The following is a 15,346-nucleotide window of genomic DNA, read 5'->3' on the forward strand; positions in this document are numbered from 1 at the left end:
ACGAAACGCTACTCCAGAGGCATTCTCAATGGGTCAGGGAATTGATATTCAAAGCCTAATTCGCGACAGATACGACTACCGTCGATAATTTTCCCCTGCCCTTTACCGCTGTCGCTAAATACGGGTACCGCCAGTCCAAGCTCACGTGCCATCTGCGGATAAAAAACGCCGCGGGCGGGATGCTGTGGAGCACAGATATTGTAGATATGGCCGCCTTTCGGTGCCTGCAACAGCAGTGTAATAGCCGCAATCACATCTTCCAGATGCACCAGGTTTACCCCCTGCTGCCCGTCCGGTGCCGATTTTCCGGCAAAGAAACGGCCGGGATGACGTTCCGGCCCAACCAACCCAGCCAGACGCAGAATATCAACCGAGGTTCCCGGCAATTGATGAAGCCAGTCCTCTAACTCTTTCAGCACTCTGCCACTCGCGGTCACCGGGTCACGAGGTGTACTCTCTTTAACCGTTCCCTCTTCATTACCGTATACCGAGGTCGAACTGGTAAAGATAATGCGCGGGATATGGTGCGCCAGCGCCGAGTCTACGATCTCCTGCACCGCCTGATGGTAAAAATCTTCCCCCGGGCCACTACGACGCGCCGGTAAGGTAATCACCAGCGCATCAGCATTCATTAACGCATCGAGGTCATCGGCCTCGCATACCAGCTGTGGGTCGAGCCGCAACGGATAGCTATCAATCCCGCACATCCGTGCTGCTTCCACACCGTCCTCAGTCGTTTTACTGCCGGTCACCTGCCAGCCACGCGCCATCAACGACAGCGCTAGCGGCATACCCAGCCACCCTAAACCGACGATCGCCACTTTCTTCATTGCGCTATCTCCTGGTTCTTGCCGCACTACCTTTATAAGGCTACGCCACCACGATAAAACTGACAATTTATAGTCGCTACATGAATTGATTTAATGAATGTAAAAAGCGCTTGCGTTCAATGACAAAAGTGGTTTAGGTTAAAAGACATCAAGTGAATAGTCATTCAACGAGAAATTTATGAGCCGCGTTCAATTTAAACACCACCATCATCACCATCACCCTGACTAGTCTTTCAGGCGATGTGTGCTGGGAGACATTCAGATCTTCCAGTGGTGCATGAACGCAAGAGAGCCCCCGGAAGAGATCTTCCGGGGGCTTTTTTTTGAACCAAATTCAGCAGGGTAATGAGGAATAGAGAATGTTAGATAACAGCCGTTTACGCATAGCTATGCAGAAATCAGGTCGCCTGAGCGATGATTCACGCGAATTACTGGCCCGTTGTGGCATCAAAATCAATCTCCACACCCAGCGCCTGATTGCGATGGCGGAGAACATGCCAATCGACATCCTGCGCGTGCGTGATGACGATATCCCTGGCCTGATTATGGACGGCGTCGTTGACCTCGGCATCATCGGTGAAAACGTGCTGGAAGAAGAGCTGCTGAGCCGCCGCGCACAGGGCGAAGACCCGCGCTACTTTACCCTGCGTCGCCTGGACTTCGGCGGCTGCCGACTGTCTCTCGCCACCCCGGCGGATGAAGCGTGGAACGGCCCGGCCGCGCTTGACGGCAAACGTATCGCCACCTCTTACCCGCACCTGCTGAAGCGTTACCTCGACCAGAAAGGCATCAGTTTTAAATCCTGCCTGCTGAACGGTTCCGTTGAAGTTGCCCCACGCGCTGGCCTTGCCGACGCCATTTGCGACCTGGTCTCTACCGGCGCAACCCTGGAAGCCAACGGCCTGCGTGAAGTAGAAGTGATGTTCCGCTCTAAAGCCTGCCTGATTCAGCGCGACGGCGAGATGAGCGAAGCCAAACAGCAGCTGATCGACCGCCTGTTAACTCGTATTCAGGGCGTGATTCAGGCTCGTGAATCGAAATACATCATGATGCACGCGCCAACCGAGCGTCTGGATGAAGTCATCGCCCTGCTGCCGGGCGCTGAACGCCCAACCATTCTGCCGCTGGCAGGCGATCAGCAGCGCGTCGCGATGCACATGGTGAGCAGCGAAACCCTGTTCTGGGAAACCATGGAAAAACTGAAGTCCCTGGGTGCCAGCTCTATTCTGGTGCTGCCGATTGAGAAGATGATGGAGTAATCACCATGAGCTTCAATACCCTGATTGACTGGAATAGCTGTAGCCCCGAACAACAGCAAGCGCTGCTGATGCGCCCGGCCATCTCTGCCTCCGACAGCATCACCCGTACGGTGGCCGAGATTCTGGACAACGTCAAAACCAACGGTGATAGCGCGCTGCGTGAATACAGCGCGAAGTTTGATAAAACCGAAGTCGGTGCGCTGAAAGTCACCGCAGAAGAAATTCAACAGGCCAGCGGCCGCCTGAGCGATGAGCTCAAGCAGGCAATGCAGGCGGCGGTTCGCAATATCGATACCTTCCACACGGCGCAGATCCTGCCGCCGGTGGATATCGAAACCCAGCCGGGCGTGCGCTGCCAGCAGGTTACCCGCCCTATCGCCTCGGTTGGCCTTTATATTCCCGGCGGCTCCGCGCCGCTGTTCTCTACCGTATTAATGCTGGCCACCCCGGCACGCATCGCGGGCTGCAAAAAAGTGGTGCTCTGTTCACCACCGCCGATTGCCGATGAGATCCTCTATGCCGCACAGCTTTGTGGCGTAGAGAACGTCTATAAAGTCGGTGGCGCACAGGCGATTGCCGCACTGGCGCTGGGCACCGAATCCATTCCGAAGGTCGATAAAATCTTCGGGCCAGGCAATGCCTACGTTACCGAGGCGAAACGTCAGGTTAGCCAGCGCCTCGACGGCGCGGCAATTGATATGCCAGCAGGCCCGTCTGAAGTGCTGGTGATTGCCGACAGCGGCGCCACACCAGATTTTATCGCCTCTGATCTGCTTTCGCAGGCGGAGCACGGCCCGGATTCTCAGGTGATTCTGCTCACCCCGGACGCGAAGATTGCCGAAGGTGTCGCCGAGGCTGTAGAACGCCAGCTTGCCGAACTGTCCCGTGCCGACACCGCACGTAAGGCGCTTTCCGCCAGTCGCCTTATCGTGGCAAAAGATCTGGCACAGTGCGTGGCTATCTCCAACGCCTACGGCCCGGAACACCTGATTATTCAGACCCGCAATGCCCGTGAACTGGTTGATGACATCACCAGCGCCGGTTCCGTTTTCCTCGGCGACTGGTCGCCAGAGTCTGCTGGCGACTACGCCTCCGGGACCAACCACGTGCTGCCGACCTACGGTTACACCGCAACCTGCTCCAGCCTTGGACTGGCCGATTTCCAGAAACGGATGACCGTACAGGAACTGTCCCGCGAAGGCTTTAGCGCTCTCGCCGCGACGATTGAAACGCTGGCCGCCGCCGAGCTGCTGACCGCCCACAAAAATGCCGTCACCCTGCGCGTAAACGCCCTGAAGGAGCAAGCATGAGCATTGAACAGTTAGCCCGCGACAACGTTCGCGCCCTGACCCCGTATCAGTCGGCCCGCCGCCTTGGCGGCAAAGGTGACGTCTGGCTGAATGCCAATGAATACCCAACGGCGGTACCTTTCGAACTGAGCCAGCAGACGCTGAACCGCTACCCGGAGTGCCAGCCTAAAGCGGTGATTGAAAACTACGCAGCCTACGCGGGCGTGAAGCCAACGCAGGTGCTGGTCAGCCGCGGCGCGGACGAAGGGATCGAACTGCTGGTGCGCGCCTTTTGTGAACCGGGCCGCGATGCGGTGCTGTTCTGCCCGCCGACCTACGGCATGTACAGCGTCAGTGCTGAAACCATCGGCGTCGAATGCCGCACCGTACCAGCCAAAGCCGACTGGCAACTCGACCTGCCGGCCATTGCCGATAGCCTGACCAATGTGAAAGTGGTCTACGTCTGTAGCCCGAACAACCCGACCGGGCAGATTATTAACCCGCAGGACTTCCGCACCCTGCTGGAGATGACCCGCGATAAAGCGCTGGTCGTTGCCGATGAAGCCTATATTGAGTTCTGTCCTGAGGCGACGCAGGCAGGATGGCTGGCAGAATACCCACACCTGGTGATTCTGCGCACCCTCTCGAAAGCGTTTGCTCTGGCTGGCCTGCGCTGCGGCTTCACGCTCGCCAATGAGGAAGTGATTGCCTTATTAATGAAGGTGATTGCTCCGTATCCACTATCGACCCCGGTTGCCGATATCGCCGCCCAGGCGCTTAGTGCGCAGGGGATTGCCGCAATGCGCGAGCGCGTGGCGCAGATCTTAAGCGAGCGCGAATACCTGGTGGAGGCGCTGCGCACCATCGACTGCGTTGAGCAGGTTTTTGATTCCGAGACCAACTACGTACTGGCTCGTATCAAAGCCTCAAGTAGCGTATTTAAATCTTTGTGGGATCAGGGCATTATCTTACGAGACCAGAATAAACAACCTTCTTTAAGCGGCTGTTTGCGCATCACTATCGGCACTCGTGCCGAGAGCCAGCGCGTGATTGACGCTTTGAAAGCGGAGACCGTATGACCCAGAAGTTTCTCTTTATCGATCGCGATGGCACCCTGATTTCTGAGCCACCAAGCGACTATCAGGTAGACCGTTTTGATAAGCTGGCCTTCGAGCCGAACGCTATACCGGTCCTGCTGCAGCTGCAAAAAGCGGGCTACAAGCTGGTGATGATCACCAACCAGGACGGGCTGGGTACCGCCAGTTTCCCTCAGGCAGACTTCGACGGCCCGCACAACCTGATGATGCAGATCTTCACCTCTCAGGGCGTGGTTTTTGACGATGTGCTGATTTGCCCGCACCTGCCGGCCGACAACTGCGAGTGCCGCAAGCCGAAAACGCAGCTGGTCACCGCCTGGCTGGCGAACGAAGTGATGGACACCGCCAACAGCTACGTGATTGGCGATCGCGCCACTGACCTTGAGCTGGCGACCAACATGGGCATTACCGGCCTGCGCTATAACCGCGATACGCTGAACTGGGCGATGATCGGCGAACAGCTGACCCGCCGCGACCGCTACGCGCACATCGAGCGTAATACCCGCGAAACGCAGATTGACGTGGAGGTGTGGCTCGACCGTGAAGGCGGCAGCAAAATCAACACCGGCGTCGGTTTCTTCGACCACATGCTGGATCAGATTGCCACCCACGGCGGTTTCCGCATGAACATCACCGTGAAGGGCGACCTGTATATCGACGATCACCACACCGTAGAAGATACCGGCCTGGCGCTTGGCGAAGCGCTGAAAGCAGCGCTCGGTGATAAGCGCGGCATTAACCGCTTCGGTTTTGTGCTGCCGATGGATGAATGCCTGGCGCGCTGCGCGCTGGATATCTCCGGCCGCCCACACCTGGAATATAAAGCTGAATTCACCTACCAGCGCGTAGGCGACCTCAGCACCGAGATGATCGAGCACTTCTTCCGCTCGCTCTCTTACGCGATGGGCATCACGCTGCACCTGAAAACCAAGGGCAAAAACGATCACCACCGCGTAGAAAGCCTGTTCAAAGTCTTCGGCCGTACTCTGCGCCAGGCGATTCGCGTAGACGGCAACACCCTTCCCTCCTCAAAAGGAGTGCTGTGATGAACGTGGTTGTCCTTGATACCGGCTGCGCGAACCTCAATTCCGTGAAGTCAGCGATTGCCCGCCACGGCTACGAGCCGGTGGTCAGCCGCGACCCGGAAGTGGTACTGCGCGCAGATAAGCTTTTTCTGCCGGGCGTCGGCACGGCGCAGGCCGCCATGGATCAAATTCGCGAGCGCGAGCTGGTTGAGTTGATTAAGGCCTGTACCCAGCCGGTACTGGGGATCTGCCTTGGCATGCAGCTATTGGGCCGTCGTAGTGAAGAGACGAATGGCGTTGACCTGCTCGGTATCATCGACCAGGACGTGCCGAAGATGACCGATTTTGGTCTGCCGCTGCCGCACATGGGCTGGAACCGTGTCTACCCGAAAGCGGGTGACCGCCTGTTCCGCGGCATTGAGGACGGCGCGTACTTTTACTTCGTCCACAGCTACGCCATGCCGGTCAACGAGTACACCATCGCCCAATGCCATTACGGCGAACCGTTCACCGCCGCCGTGCAGAAAGATAACTTTTACGGCGTGCAGTTCCACCCGGAGCGCTCGGGTAGCGCAGGCGCACAGCTGCTGAAAAACTTCCTGGAGATGTAATGATCATTCCTGCTTTAGATTTGATTAACGGCACCGTAGTGCGTCTCCATCAGGGAGATTACGGCCAGCAGCGTGACTACGGCAACGACCCGCTGCCGCGTCTGCAGGACTATGCGGCGCAGGGCGCGGAAGTGCTGCATCTGGTCGATTTAACCGGCGCGAAAGACCCGGCCCAGCGGCAGATTCCACTGCTGAAAACGCTGGTTGCCGGGGTGAAGGTGCCGGTACAGGTTGGCGGTGGCGTACGTACTGAAGAAGATGTCGCCGCCCTGCTTGACGCGGGTGTCGCCCGTGTCGTTGTGGGCTCAACGGCGGTGAAGTCCCCGGAAGTGGTCAAAGGCTGGTTTAAACGTTTTGGCGCCGAACATTTGGTGCTGGCACTGGACGTGCGCATTGATGAAAACGGCACTAAACAGGTAGCGGTCAGCGGCTGGCAGGAAAACTCCGGCGTGACGCTGGAAGAACTGGTTGAAACCTATCTGCCGGTTGGCCTACAGCACGTGCTGTGCACCGATATCTCCCGCGACGGCACGCTGGCAGGCTCTAACGTTTCGCTGTATGAAGAAGTCTGCGCCCGCTATCCGCAGGTGGCATTCCAGTCTTCCGGCGGCATTGGCGACCTCAATGATATTGCCGCCCTGCGCGGCACCGGCGTGCGCGGCGTGATTGTCGGACGTGCGCTGCTGGAAGGTAAATTCAACGTAACGGAGGCCATCCAATGCTGGCAAAACGGATAATTCCTTGTCTTGATGTGCGTGATGGTCAGGTCGTTAAAGGCGTGCAGTTCCGCAACCACGAGATCATCGGCGATATCGTTCCGCTGGCAAAACGCTACGCTGACGAAGGCGCTGATGAGCTGGTGTTCTACGATATCACCGCTTCCAGCGATGGCCGCGTGGTCGATAAAAGCTGGGTTTCCCGCGTTGCCGAAGTGATTGATATTCCGTTCTGTGTCGCCGGTGGCATCAAGTCCATCGACGATGCCGCGCGCATTCTCTCGTTCGGTGCGGACAAAATTTCCATCAACTCCCCGGCGCTGGCCGACCCGGAGCTGATTACTCGCCTGGCAGACCGCTTCGGTGTGCAGTGTATTGTGGTGGGGATTGATACCTGGTTTGATGCCGACACCGGCAAATATCATGTTAATCAATATACCGGCGACGAAAGCCGTACCCGTGTGACCCAGTGGGAAACTCTGGACTGGGTACAGGAAGTGCAAAAACGCGGCGCGGGCGAAATCGTGTTAAACATGATGAACCAGGACGGCGTGCGTAACGGCTACGACCTGGCACAACTGAAAAAAGTGCGCGACGTCTGCCACGTCCCGCTGATCGCCTCCGGCGGCGCAGGCACCATGGAACACTTCCTGGAAGCGTTCCGCGACGCCAACGTCGACGGCGCGCTGGCCGCATCGGTGTTCCATAAGCAAATCATTAATATTGGTGAACTAAAAGCGTACCTGGCAGCACAGGGCGTGGAGATACGGGTATGTTAACTGAACAACTGGACTGGGAAAAAACCGACGGACTGATGCCCGCCGTTATCCAACACGCGGTATCCGGCGAAGTATTAATGCTGGGCTATATGAACCAGGAAGCGCTGGCTAAAACGCAGGAAACGGGCAAAGTCACCTTTTTCTCGCGCACCAAACAGCGTCTGTGGACCAAAGGCGAAACCTCCGGTCACTTCCTGAACGTGGTCAGCATCGCGCCCGATTGCGATAATGACACGCTGCTGATTCTGGTGAACCCAATTGGCCCAACCTGCCATAAAGGCACTTCAAGCTGCTTTGGCGACACCAGCCATAAATGGCTATTCCTGTATCAGCTTGAGCAGCTACTGGCCGAACGTAAAACCGCCGACCCGGCAAGTTCCTACACCGCCAAGCTGTACGCCAGCGGCACCAAGCGCATCGCACAGAAAGTGGGTGAAGAAGGCGTGGAGACCGCGCTGGCCGCTACGGTGCACGATAAGTTTGAGCTGAAGAACGAAGCGTCTGACTTGATGTATCACCTGCTGGTACTGCTGCAGGATCAGGAACTGGATTTGACCACCGTTATCGATAATTTGCGCGAACGGCATCAGTAACCCAAAAGGCCCGCTGCACCTTGTGCAATGGGCCTTTTTAATTGCATCTACAAATGATTAGCTGCGGCAGCGGTAATCCGCTATCACTTTACGCCCGAGTACAATCCCTGCGCCTATCATCCCACCAAGCAGCACCGCCAGTGCCAGCACGATCGCGCGCCTGGGACTATTGCGGCGAGTGGGAAGGTCTGGTTTCATGACATAGCGCATTGTGTGGAGCATTTTCGGTTCGATATTCATGTGTTGAAGGTCTAATAGATTATTTTTAGTCAAATAATATTTATCAGAATAGCCCAGCGGGCGGGTAGATTCATTTTGAATCATTGCCTTTAGGCCATCACTACCCAACAGAAACATAGTGTCCTGGGTCACATATTGAGCTTGCTGTACCTTAGGCTTGGTAATGTTTGCCGCTTCTGCATACTTTAAAGCTTCTTTTATCTGATTTAGTCGTTCTGTACGCTGCTCTTCCGCTACTGACGTCTGATTCTTCAAAGACGCCTCCAGCAATACAGTCTGCTGGTCAATGCTGCCTTTTAAGGCGGTATACAGTTCTGCAGCAACATTGCTATCAATTTGCTCCAAATATTGTGTTAACTTTTTCTGAGCCTCTTTTGCGTTGTCTGATACGTACCTCACCTGCACGGGAAAGTTATTATCTTTGCTCACAGGTCCAATGGTTAATTTTTCAGATTCGTTCTGATTATCTAACATATTAGACAGCGCTGATAACGCAGCATTGTAAAGCCCAGTTACATCAACAACACTTGCCGCTGAAGTGTCGGTTTTATCGGTGTTTTTATTATCAGTACCACTCAACTTTAACGCATTGTAATACAGAGTAACTTGCCCAATATCAGGCTCGGCCAGTATAGCAGTAGAGACCCACTTTTCCTTAGCCACAAACAGATAGCCCACTGCCAGGATGAGAACAACCACCACGCAGGCAATGATTACCACTTTCCCTCGCCAGAGCTCCATCACTAAATCAATCAGATCGATCTGCTCGGGGTCATGACGCTGCTCACTCGACCCACCATTGCTTACCTGAGTCATAAAAACCTTATAGTTAAAATTGGAATTATAATATTTAGCGCACTTTATTTTACCAACCCCACTCACTGCGGCTACCAAAAAAGCCCTGAATTTTGGCGGAATTATCTGAATAATTGGCAACGATGATGACTGATTACGATTATCTTTTTTCCCCTTTGGAGGGTATGATCCCCTCTTTCCGCTATGGCAAAACCGTTTGGTTGCCTTTCTCCGCGGGTGTTACTGAGGAATATTATGATCTATCTTGTTACGGGTGCAGCGGGTTTTATTGGCTTTCACGTCTGTGGACGCTTACTGAAAGCGGGCCATCAGGTTGTGGGTATTGATAATCTAAACGACTACTATGATGTCAGCCTGAAGCAGGCACGCCTCGATCGTTTACAGTCACCGCAATTCCGATTCCATAAAATGGATCTGGCTGACCGAACCGCCATGGCGAACCTGTTTGCGAACGAAAATATTGAACGCGTCATCCATCTCGCCGCCCAGGCCGGCGTGCGCTATTCGATTGACAATCCACATGCCTATGCAGAATCCAATCTGATGGGTCACCTGAACATCCTGGAAGGTTGCCGCCATCACAAGATTCAGCATCTGCTGTACGCCTCTTCCAGTTCAGTATATGGCCTAAACCGTAAAATGCCATTTTCGACCGATGACTCGGTCGATCACCCGGTTTCACTTTACGCCGCGACCAAAAAAGCGAATGAACTGATGTCGCATACATACTCCCACCTGTACGGCCTGCCGACCACCGGACTGCGCTTCTTTACCGTCTATGGCCCGTGGGGCCGCCCGGATATGGCGCTGTTCAAATTCACTAGGGCAATGCTGGAAGGGAAAAGCATTGATGTCTATAACTACGGCAAAATGAAGCGCGACTTCACCTACATTGATGACATTGTCGAAGCCATTATCCGTCTGCAGGACGTTATTCCAGCAGCCAATAGCGAATGGACCGTTGAGACCGGATCTCCGGCAACCAGCTCGGCACCCTATCGGGTTTACAACATCGGCAACAGCGCGCCGGTTGAATTAATGGACTACGTCACGGCGCTGGAAGACGCGCTGGGGATTGAAGCGAAGAAGAACATGATGCCGATGCAGGCCGGCGACGTGCTGGAAACCAGCGCAGAGACGCAGCCGCTGTACAACCTGGTGGGCTTCCGCCCGCAGACCTCGGTAAAGGAAGGGGTAAAAAACTTCGTCGACTGGTATCGCGATTTTTATAAAGCCTAAAAAAAACCCTCTGACGAGGGTTTTTTCTTTCGTAGCCCGGCCAGGCGCAGCGCCGCCGGGAACGGCGCTATGGCCTACATGATAGCCAGCGCCACCACTTCATGATGCTGGGCAATCAGAGTGCCGTTAGACAATCCTACGTAACCCGTTCCTGAAATAGTTATTTTCATTCGTTGTGTAACTTCTTCTGGTTAAACATGTAAGGCCAGTATTTAGACAATAAAAAAGCCCGGAGGAGCGCTCCGGGCCTGCATCTGGCGGTGAACTAATTCAGATTAATCCAGCCATTCGGTGTGGAACACACCTTCTTTATCGGTGCGTTTATAGGTATGCGCACCGAAGTAGTCACGCTGGGCCTGAATCAGGTTCGCTGGCAGCACCGCTGAACGGTAGCTGTCGTAGTACGCGACGGCGGCAGAGAAGGTTGGAACCGGAATACCGTTCTGAACCGCGTAGGCCACAACGTCACGCAGCGCCTGCTGGTATTCATCAGCGATATTTTTGAAGTACGGCGCCAGCAGCAGGTTAGCAATGCCTTTGTTTTCAGCGTAGGCGTCAGTGATTTTCTGCAGGAACTGTGCACGAATGATGCAACCCGCGCGGAAGATCTTCGCGATTTCACCGTAGTTCAGATCCCAGTTGTACTCGTCGGACGCCGCACGCAGCTGAGAGAAGCCCTGCGCGTAGGAGACGATTTTACCCAGGTACAGCGCACGACGCACTTTCTCAACGAACTCTGCGTTATCACCGGCCAGTTTAGCCTGCGGGCCAGACAGCACTTTAGATGCCGCCACGCGCTGGTCTTTCAGGGAGGAGATGTAGCGCGCAAACACGGACTCGGTGATCAGCGACAGCGGCTCGCCCAGATCCAGAGAGCTCTGGCTGGTCCATTTACCGGTACCTTTGTTCGCCGCTTCGTCGAGGATCACATCGACCAGGTATTTACCTTCTTCGTCTTTCTTAGTGAAGATATCTTTGGTGATGTCGATAAGGTAGCTGCTCAGCTCGCCTTCGTTCCACTCGGTGAAGGTAGTTGCCAGCTCTTCGTTAGACAGATTCAGGCCGCCTTTCAGCAGGGAGTAAGCTTCAGCAATCAGCTGCATATCGCCGTACTCGATGCCGTTGTGAACCATCTTCACGTAGTGACCAGCACCGTCCGCGCCGATATAGGTCACGCACGGTTCGCCATCTTCCGCAACCGCAGCAATCTTAGTCAGGATTGGCGCAACCAGTTCGTATGCTTCTTTCTGACCACCTGGCATGATGGATGGGCCCTTCAGCGCGCCCTCTTCACCGCCGGACACGCCGGTACCGATAAAGTTGAAGCCTTCAGCAGACAGTTCGCGGTTACGGCGAATGGTGTCCTGGAAGAAGGTGTTGCCACCATCAATGATGATGTCGCCTTTATCAAGGTACGGCTTCAGGGAATCGATAGCCGCATCGGTGCCAGCGCCCGCTTTCACCATTAACAGGATACGACGTGGGGTTTCCAGAGACTCGACGAACTCCTTGACCGTGTAGTGAGGAACCAGCTTCTTGCCTGGGTTCTCAGCGACAACTTCTTCGGTTTTTTCACGGGAGCGATTGAAGATGGAGACGGTATAACCACGGCTTTCGATGTTGAGCGCGAGGTTGCGGCCCATGACGGCCATACCGACTACGCCGATTTGTTGCTTGGACATTACATACTCCTGTCAGGGGGTGTTCACCGCGAATGGTACGCGGTTTAAGTGTGGCCTAGATGTTAACTCATATTCTGGTTTAATGGATGTCGGAAGATGCGAAATGTTGCTATTTCCGCCCCCAAAAAGAACGTTTTTACGGCTATTGAGGCACACAACTGTCTCTTTGCTATTATCAAAGACTTTAGTATTAGCCATATTCATAATAACATTTTCGTTTTTTTAAATTTTGTTATACCTTAATCAGAAACTACCCCAACTCTATGCTTGGGGAACCATTTGCTACAACATTCTGACTGTCACACCGATGGCATCAGTATAAGTTTTCCTCCACATAGTAACCTATTCTTCTCTGGGGTAACTATCCGTAACCAGTCCTTGCATCTATGATGAGTTAAAGACAAACCCGTATTACCGATACGAAGCGTCTGCGTTAATACCACAGGCTAAAAAACGGTCCAGCCTAACTTTTCAGCATGAGTAATTGTTAACGTATATTATTTAATAGTGTTTTTCAATGTACGCAGATTAAAGAAGTAAATCACCGCACGGTAAAATAAATAATAAAAAGAGAAAAAATCATATACAAATTAAATTCTGTTGCGGGAAGCGAATTATAAATAAGCACACTGAGCGTCAGTAGCAAATAATAGTAAAATCTAAACTTATCTATATCTTGTAAGATAAAATTAAAAATCTGTATTCCAAATTTCTTCTCTTTCGTTCGTTCTAAAGTATTTATTAAAGGGAACAATAAAAACAAGAACAATAAATTATTATTAAGCACACTAAACATTAAAGCAATTGAACAATATCGTAAAGACACTAAGATTAAATGAAGAAGTATACCCCAAGAAGAAAATGTTAAGTTATAAATATAAAAAACAAAAATAATCATCCAAGTCGATAATATAAACCCAACATTACCAAAATTATAATAGATAAATAAAGATAAGGCTAAAGAAAAAATCAATCTACATATTATTATATTAATCTTGTGTTTTTCATAAAAAGCTAGATTGTTTTTACTTAATCTAATTGTTGGATTGGTTTCTTTTTTAGTTCTTTCCGTATCATTATAAATATACCCCAATTCATAATTATTATAGATTAATATAATAGATAGAGCAGAGTTAATAACATCCAATATGTTTATTGTACTACGGTACAATAAACATATTGATAACATGGGAATCACATATATAATAACCCATGAGATAAATTGCTTTATGCTGCCTATCCTTGTATTTAGCGTATAGGTTAGCGGCATATAAAAACTAGAGTTACGTTTCATATTATATGAGTAATCCCTACTAAAGTACGTCATTAAACTGTCTTTCTAGTCGATGAAAAACGAATGATGCGCCAATATATAACACAATTATTTCACACCAAAAAATCACTCCATTCCCAAAAGTATTTAATGGTGCATTCTGGTTAACCAATACATCTCGGTAACCTTGAACAATGTAACTTAGCGGGTTTAAATTTAAAATATATACATATTCTTTCGGTATTAAGTTTATATTCCATATTACAGGAGTTGCCCAAAATGTTACCTGGAGAACGGCATTTAACATATCAGAGATATCTTTTACAAATACTCTTAGACTTGAAAGTAAAAGCCCCAGGGAGTAAGTAAGTGCGACGAGCGAAATAAAATAATAAAAAATCACAAACAATGATAACTTCGCGGCACCACCAGACAGCGCATAAATAATAAAAAGTAAAGAAAAAAGCGACATATGCAAAAAACTATTTGATAATAACTTAATACTTAGAATGTTTTTAGATTTGAAATTTGTTTGTCTTAATAAATAATTATATTCTATGAGAGAGTTCGTCATGTCATTTACTGTTTCAGAAAAAAAGGTCCAAACAACAAGGCCACTAGCTACCCATACAATGAATGCACTACCATCAACTGCTGGTTTTTTAAACCCATAAGAAAAAACAGCCCACATTACGAGGATAGTAAGCAATGGTTTCATAACTAGCCAAAACCATCCTAAATAACTACCGGCAACTTTTTTCTTTAAATCATACATAGAAAACTGAAGTATCATTGATATTACCTATCGAACTCTCTGAAGTAAAGACATTAATAAATCCTCTGTAACGTCAATATATTCAAATGAAATATTGATGTTATCATAACCCCCATCTATATTAATCAGTATTCTTGAATTGGAAAATGAATAATATGATTTGTCGATGAATATAGCATTTTCTACCACAAAGCGTTTATTTACTTCAATGTTATCAGAGCCAATCGCCGTTATTGAAATGTTTTTAAATCCTCGCATCCTCATCGTTGGATTGATAATCAAAGAATAATTAGCACCTTTTTTAGGCGCGATGAATTTAATATTAGCTAGTACACTTCTATCAAAAACATCAATATTTTGCTCGATGTTGTTAGGATGGGTTACTTTTATTTTATCAAACCAGTACGCATCGATGTTATTTATAGGGGCCTCAACACTATTAATATCTCTAGATAAATGGAAAATATTTTGGAAGAAATGGCCATTGAGATGTTTGAGTAAAACTTCTTTCTCAAATAAGCTAAATTCATCATAATTATTATGCGGTATATTCTCATACTCTGGCGTCATATACGTCCAGTCATGTTTTACCAGTTTCAATCCAGTTTCATCAATTTTTTTCTTAAAGCTATTCGATGTAAACCAGCGGATATGAGTATTATCCATCATACCAACATCTTGATAATTAAATTCATTTTTCAAGATTTGCATTAAAACAATATTATGTGCAACATTGGGAACCGACAACAAAAATAATCCACTCGCTTTTAATTTTTTACCTAATATTTTTAATATGTTAGTGGTGTCCCTCACGTGCTCGATGACATCACACATTATGATATAATCATAATGATTATCTTTAATTTTTTCATCCAGTGATTCAATATTATCAATATCTATAACAAAGAATTCAGATGTGTACTGTGACGCATCCCGCGCAGCTTCCGGATCTATTTCAATCCCCGTAACGTTACAATTTAATTCTTCTTTTAAATATTTTGTCATGTGTCCATGACTTGTCCCCACTTCTAGTACTACACTATTTTCCTGAATAGAATCAATTATTTTCTTATGTGCACTTTCGGTATCTAAGATCAAATGCAAATTATATTTTTTGTTCAT

General features: G+C 50.2%; 15 protein-coding genes, 1 pseudogene and 1 other annotated feature. Of the genes and pseudogenes, 10 read left to right on the plus strand and 6 right to left on the minus strand.

What is annotated here, in order from left to right; genetic code table 11:
• Positions 1 to 8: 8 nt before the first annotated feature.
• On the minus strand, positions 9 to 830 hold the full coding sequence (locus AB2B48_RS09530) for an SDR family oxidoreductase (protein ID WP_368301608.1): 822 nt from the start codon (positions 828 to 830) through the stop codon (positions 9 to 11).
• A gap of 178 nt (positions 831 to 1,008) precedes the next feature.
• Here AB2B48_RS09530 and hisL point away from each other — a divergent pair, with 178 nt between their 5' ends.
• The 9 genes from hisL (at position 1,009) to hisIE (ending at position 8,199) form a co-directional block, all read left to right on the plus strand.
• Positions 1,009 to 1,059 (plus strand): his operon leader peptide, encoded by a 51-nt coding sequence (gene hisL / locus AB2B48_RS09535; RefSeq protein WP_071594744.1) that lies wholly within the window; start codon positions 1,009 to 1,011, stop codon positions 1,057 to 1,059.
• Positions 1,035 to 1,155, plus strand: a sequence feature (His leader region). (Overlaps the previous gene by 25 nt.)
• A 34-nt stretch (positions 1,156 to 1,189) precedes the next feature.
• Positions 1,190 to 2,089, plus strand: coding sequence for an ATP phosphoribosyltransferase (gene hisG / locus AB2B48_RS09540; RefSeq protein WP_185667014.1), 900 nt, complete (start codon positions 1,190 to 1,192; stop codon positions 2,087 to 2,089).
• A 5-nt stretch (positions 2,090 to 2,094) separates the two neighbouring features.
• Positions 2,095 to 3,399 (plus strand): histidinol dehydrogenase, encoded by a 1,305-nt coding sequence (gene hisD / locus AB2B48_RS09545; protein ID WP_368301609.1) that lies wholly within the window; start codon positions 2,095 to 2,097, stop codon positions 3,397 to 3,399.
• Complete coding sequence (gene hisC / locus AB2B48_RS09550; protein WP_368301610.1) at positions 3,396 to 4,457, plus strand: histidinol-phosphate transaminase; 1,062 nt, start codon at positions 3,396 to 3,398, stop codon at positions 4,455 to 4,457. Before hisD ends, hisC begins: the two co-directional genes overlap by 4 nt.
• Positions 4,454 to 5,521 carry a bifunctional histidinol-phosphatase/imidazoleglycerol-phosphate dehydratase HisB gene (gene hisB / locus AB2B48_RS09555; RefSeq protein WP_185667011.1) on the plus strand — a complete coding sequence of 356 codons (1,068 nt, stop codon included), beginning with the start codon at positions 4,454 to 4,456 and terminating at the stop codon, positions 5,519 to 5,521. The genes hisC and hisB overlap by 4 nt, the downstream gene beginning before the upstream one ends.
• Positions 5,521 to 6,111, plus strand: a complete 591-nt coding sequence (gene hisH, locus AB2B48_RS09560) for an imidazole glycerol phosphate synthase subunit HisH (RefSeq protein ID WP_368301611.1) — start codon at positions 5,521 to 5,523, stop codon at positions 6,109 to 6,111. Before hisB ends, hisH begins: the two co-directional genes overlap by 1 nt.
• Positions 6,111 to 6,848 carry a 1-(5-phosphoribosyl)-5-[(5-phosphoribosylamino)methylideneamino]imidazole-4-carboxamide isomerase gene (gene hisA, locus AB2B48_RS09565; protein WP_315406168.1) on the plus strand — a complete coding sequence of 246 codons (738 nt, stop codon included), beginning with the start codon at positions 6,111 to 6,113 and terminating at the stop codon, positions 6,846 to 6,848. The genes hisH and hisA overlap by 1 nt, the downstream gene beginning before the upstream one ends.
• Entirely contained in the window at positions 6,830 to 7,606 is a 777-nt protein-coding gene (hisF, locus tag AB2B48_RS09570; protein WP_368301612.1) for an imidazole glycerol phosphate synthase subunit HisF, read from the plus strand. The genes hisA and hisF overlap by 19 nt, the downstream gene beginning before the upstream one ends.
• Positions 7,600 to 8,199: a bifunctional phosphoribosyl-AMP cyclohydrolase/phosphoribosyl-ATP diphosphatase HisIE gene (hisIE, locus tag AB2B48_RS09575; RefSeq protein WP_123652587.1), complete on the plus strand. Its 600-nt coding sequence runs from the start codon at positions 7,600 to 7,602 to the stop codon at positions 8,197 to 8,199. The genes hisF and hisIE overlap by 7 nt, the downstream gene beginning before the upstream one ends.
• A gap of 57 nt (positions 8,200 to 8,256) precedes the next feature.
• Here the strand turns inward: hisIE and wzzB are convergent, their stop codons facing one another.
• Positions 8,257 to 9,255: an LPS O-antigen chain length determinant protein WzzB gene (wzzB, locus tag AB2B48_RS09580; protein ID WP_368301613.1), complete on the minus strand. Its 999-nt coding sequence runs from the start codon at positions 9,253 to 9,255 to the stop codon at positions 8,257 to 8,259.
• 234 nt (positions 9,256 to 9,489) lie between these two features.
• Here wzzB and AB2B48_RS09585 point away from each other — a divergent pair, with 234 nt between their 5' ends.
• Positions 9,490 to 10,494 (plus strand): NAD-dependent epimerase, encoded by a 1,005-nt coding sequence (locus AB2B48_RS09585; protein ID WP_368301614.1) that lies wholly within the window; start codon positions 9,490 to 9,492, stop codon positions 10,492 to 10,494.
• Between the two features lie 77 nt (positions 10,495 to 10,571).
• Here AB2B48_RS09585 and AB2B48_RS09590 read toward each other — a convergent pair.
• The 4 genes and pseudogenes from AB2B48_RS09590 to AB2B48_RS09605 form a co-directional block, all read right to left on the minus strand.
• Positions 10,572 to 10,664: pseudogene (locus AB2B48_RS09590) on the minus strand (nucleotide sugar dehydrogenase); the annotation flags it as partial.
• A gap of 105 nt (positions 10,665 to 10,769) precedes the next feature.
• Complete coding sequence (gndA, locus tag AB2B48_RS09595; RefSeq protein ID WP_368301615.1) at positions 10,770 to 12,176, minus strand: NADP-dependent phosphogluconate dehydrogenase; 1,407 nt, start codon at positions 12,174 to 12,176, stop codon at positions 10,770 to 10,772.
• Positions 12,177 to 13,489: 1,313 nt separating this feature from the next.
• Positions 13,490 to 14,242, minus strand: coding sequence for an ABC transporter permease (locus tag AB2B48_RS09600; protein WP_368301616.1), 753 nt, complete (start codon positions 14,240 to 14,242; stop codon positions 13,490 to 13,492).
• Between the two features lie 9 nt (positions 14,243 to 14,251).
• Complete coding sequence (locus AB2B48_RS09605) at positions 14,252 to 15,346, minus strand: class I SAM-dependent methyltransferase (RefSeq protein ID WP_368301617.1); 1,095 nt, start codon at positions 15,344 to 15,346, stop codon at positions 14,252 to 14,254.

Source organism: Kluyvera sichuanensis (assembly GCF_040930405.1).
Classification (GTDB): Bacteria; Pseudomonadota; Gammaproteobacteria; order Enterobacterales; family Enterobacteriaceae; genus Kluyvera; species Kluyvera sichuanensis.

Excerpts from the sequence above, each read along its gene's own strand:
- wzzB (WP_368301613.1), bottom strand. The coding sequence starts at position 9,255 with ATGACTCAGGTAAGCAATGGTGGGTCGAGTGAGCAGCGTCATGACCCC.
- hisIE (WP_123652587.1), top strand. The coding sequence starts at position 7,600 with ATGTTAACTGAACAACTGGACTGGGAAAAAACCGACGGACTGATGCCC.
- hisD (WP_368301609.1), top strand. The coding sequence starts at position 2,095 with ATGAGCTTCAATACCCTGATTGACTGGAATAGCTGTAGCCCCGAACAA.
- hisB (WP_185667011.1), top strand. The coding sequence starts at position 4,454 with ATGACCCAGAAGTTTCTCTTTATCGATCGCGATGGCACCCTGATTTCT.
- hisF (WP_368301612.1), top strand. The coding sequence starts at position 6,830 with ATGCTGGCAAAACGGATAATTCCTTGTCTTGATGTGCGTGATGGTCAG.
- hisA (WP_315406168.1), top strand. The coding sequence starts at position 6,111 with ATGATCATTCCTGCTTTAGATTTGATTAACGGCACCGTAGTGCGTCTC.
- hisH (WP_368301611.1), top strand. The coding sequence starts at position 5,521 with ATGAACGTGGTTGTCCTTGATACCGGCTGCGCGAACCTCAATTCCGTG.
- AB2B48_RS09605 (WP_368301617.1), bottom strand. The coding sequence starts at position 15,346 with ATGAACAAAAAATATAATTTGCATTTGATCTTAGATACCGAAAGTGCA.
- AB2B48_RS09530 (WP_368301608.1), bottom strand. The coding sequence starts at position 830 with ATGAAGAAAGTGGCGATCGTCGGTTTAGGGTGGCTGGGTATGCCGCTA.
- gndA (WP_368301615.1), bottom strand. The coding sequence starts at position 12,176 with ATGTCCAAGCAACAAATCGGCGTAGTCGGTATGGCCGTCATGGGCCGC.
- hisC (WP_368301610.1), top strand. The coding sequence starts at position 3,396 with ATGAGCATTGAACAGTTAGCCCGCGACAACGTTCGCGCCCTGACCCCG.
- AB2B48_RS09600 (WP_368301616.1), bottom strand. The coding sequence starts at position 14,242 with ATGATACTTCAGTTTTCTATGTATGATTTAAAGAAAAAAGTTGCCGGT.
- AB2B48_RS09585 (WP_368301614.1), top strand. The coding sequence starts at position 9,490 with ATGATCTATCTTGTTACGGGTGCAGCGGGTTTTATTGGCTTTCACGTC.
- hisG (WP_185667014.1), top strand. The coding sequence starts at position 1,190 with ATGTTAGATAACAGCCGTTTACGCATAGCTATGCAGAAATCAGGTCGC.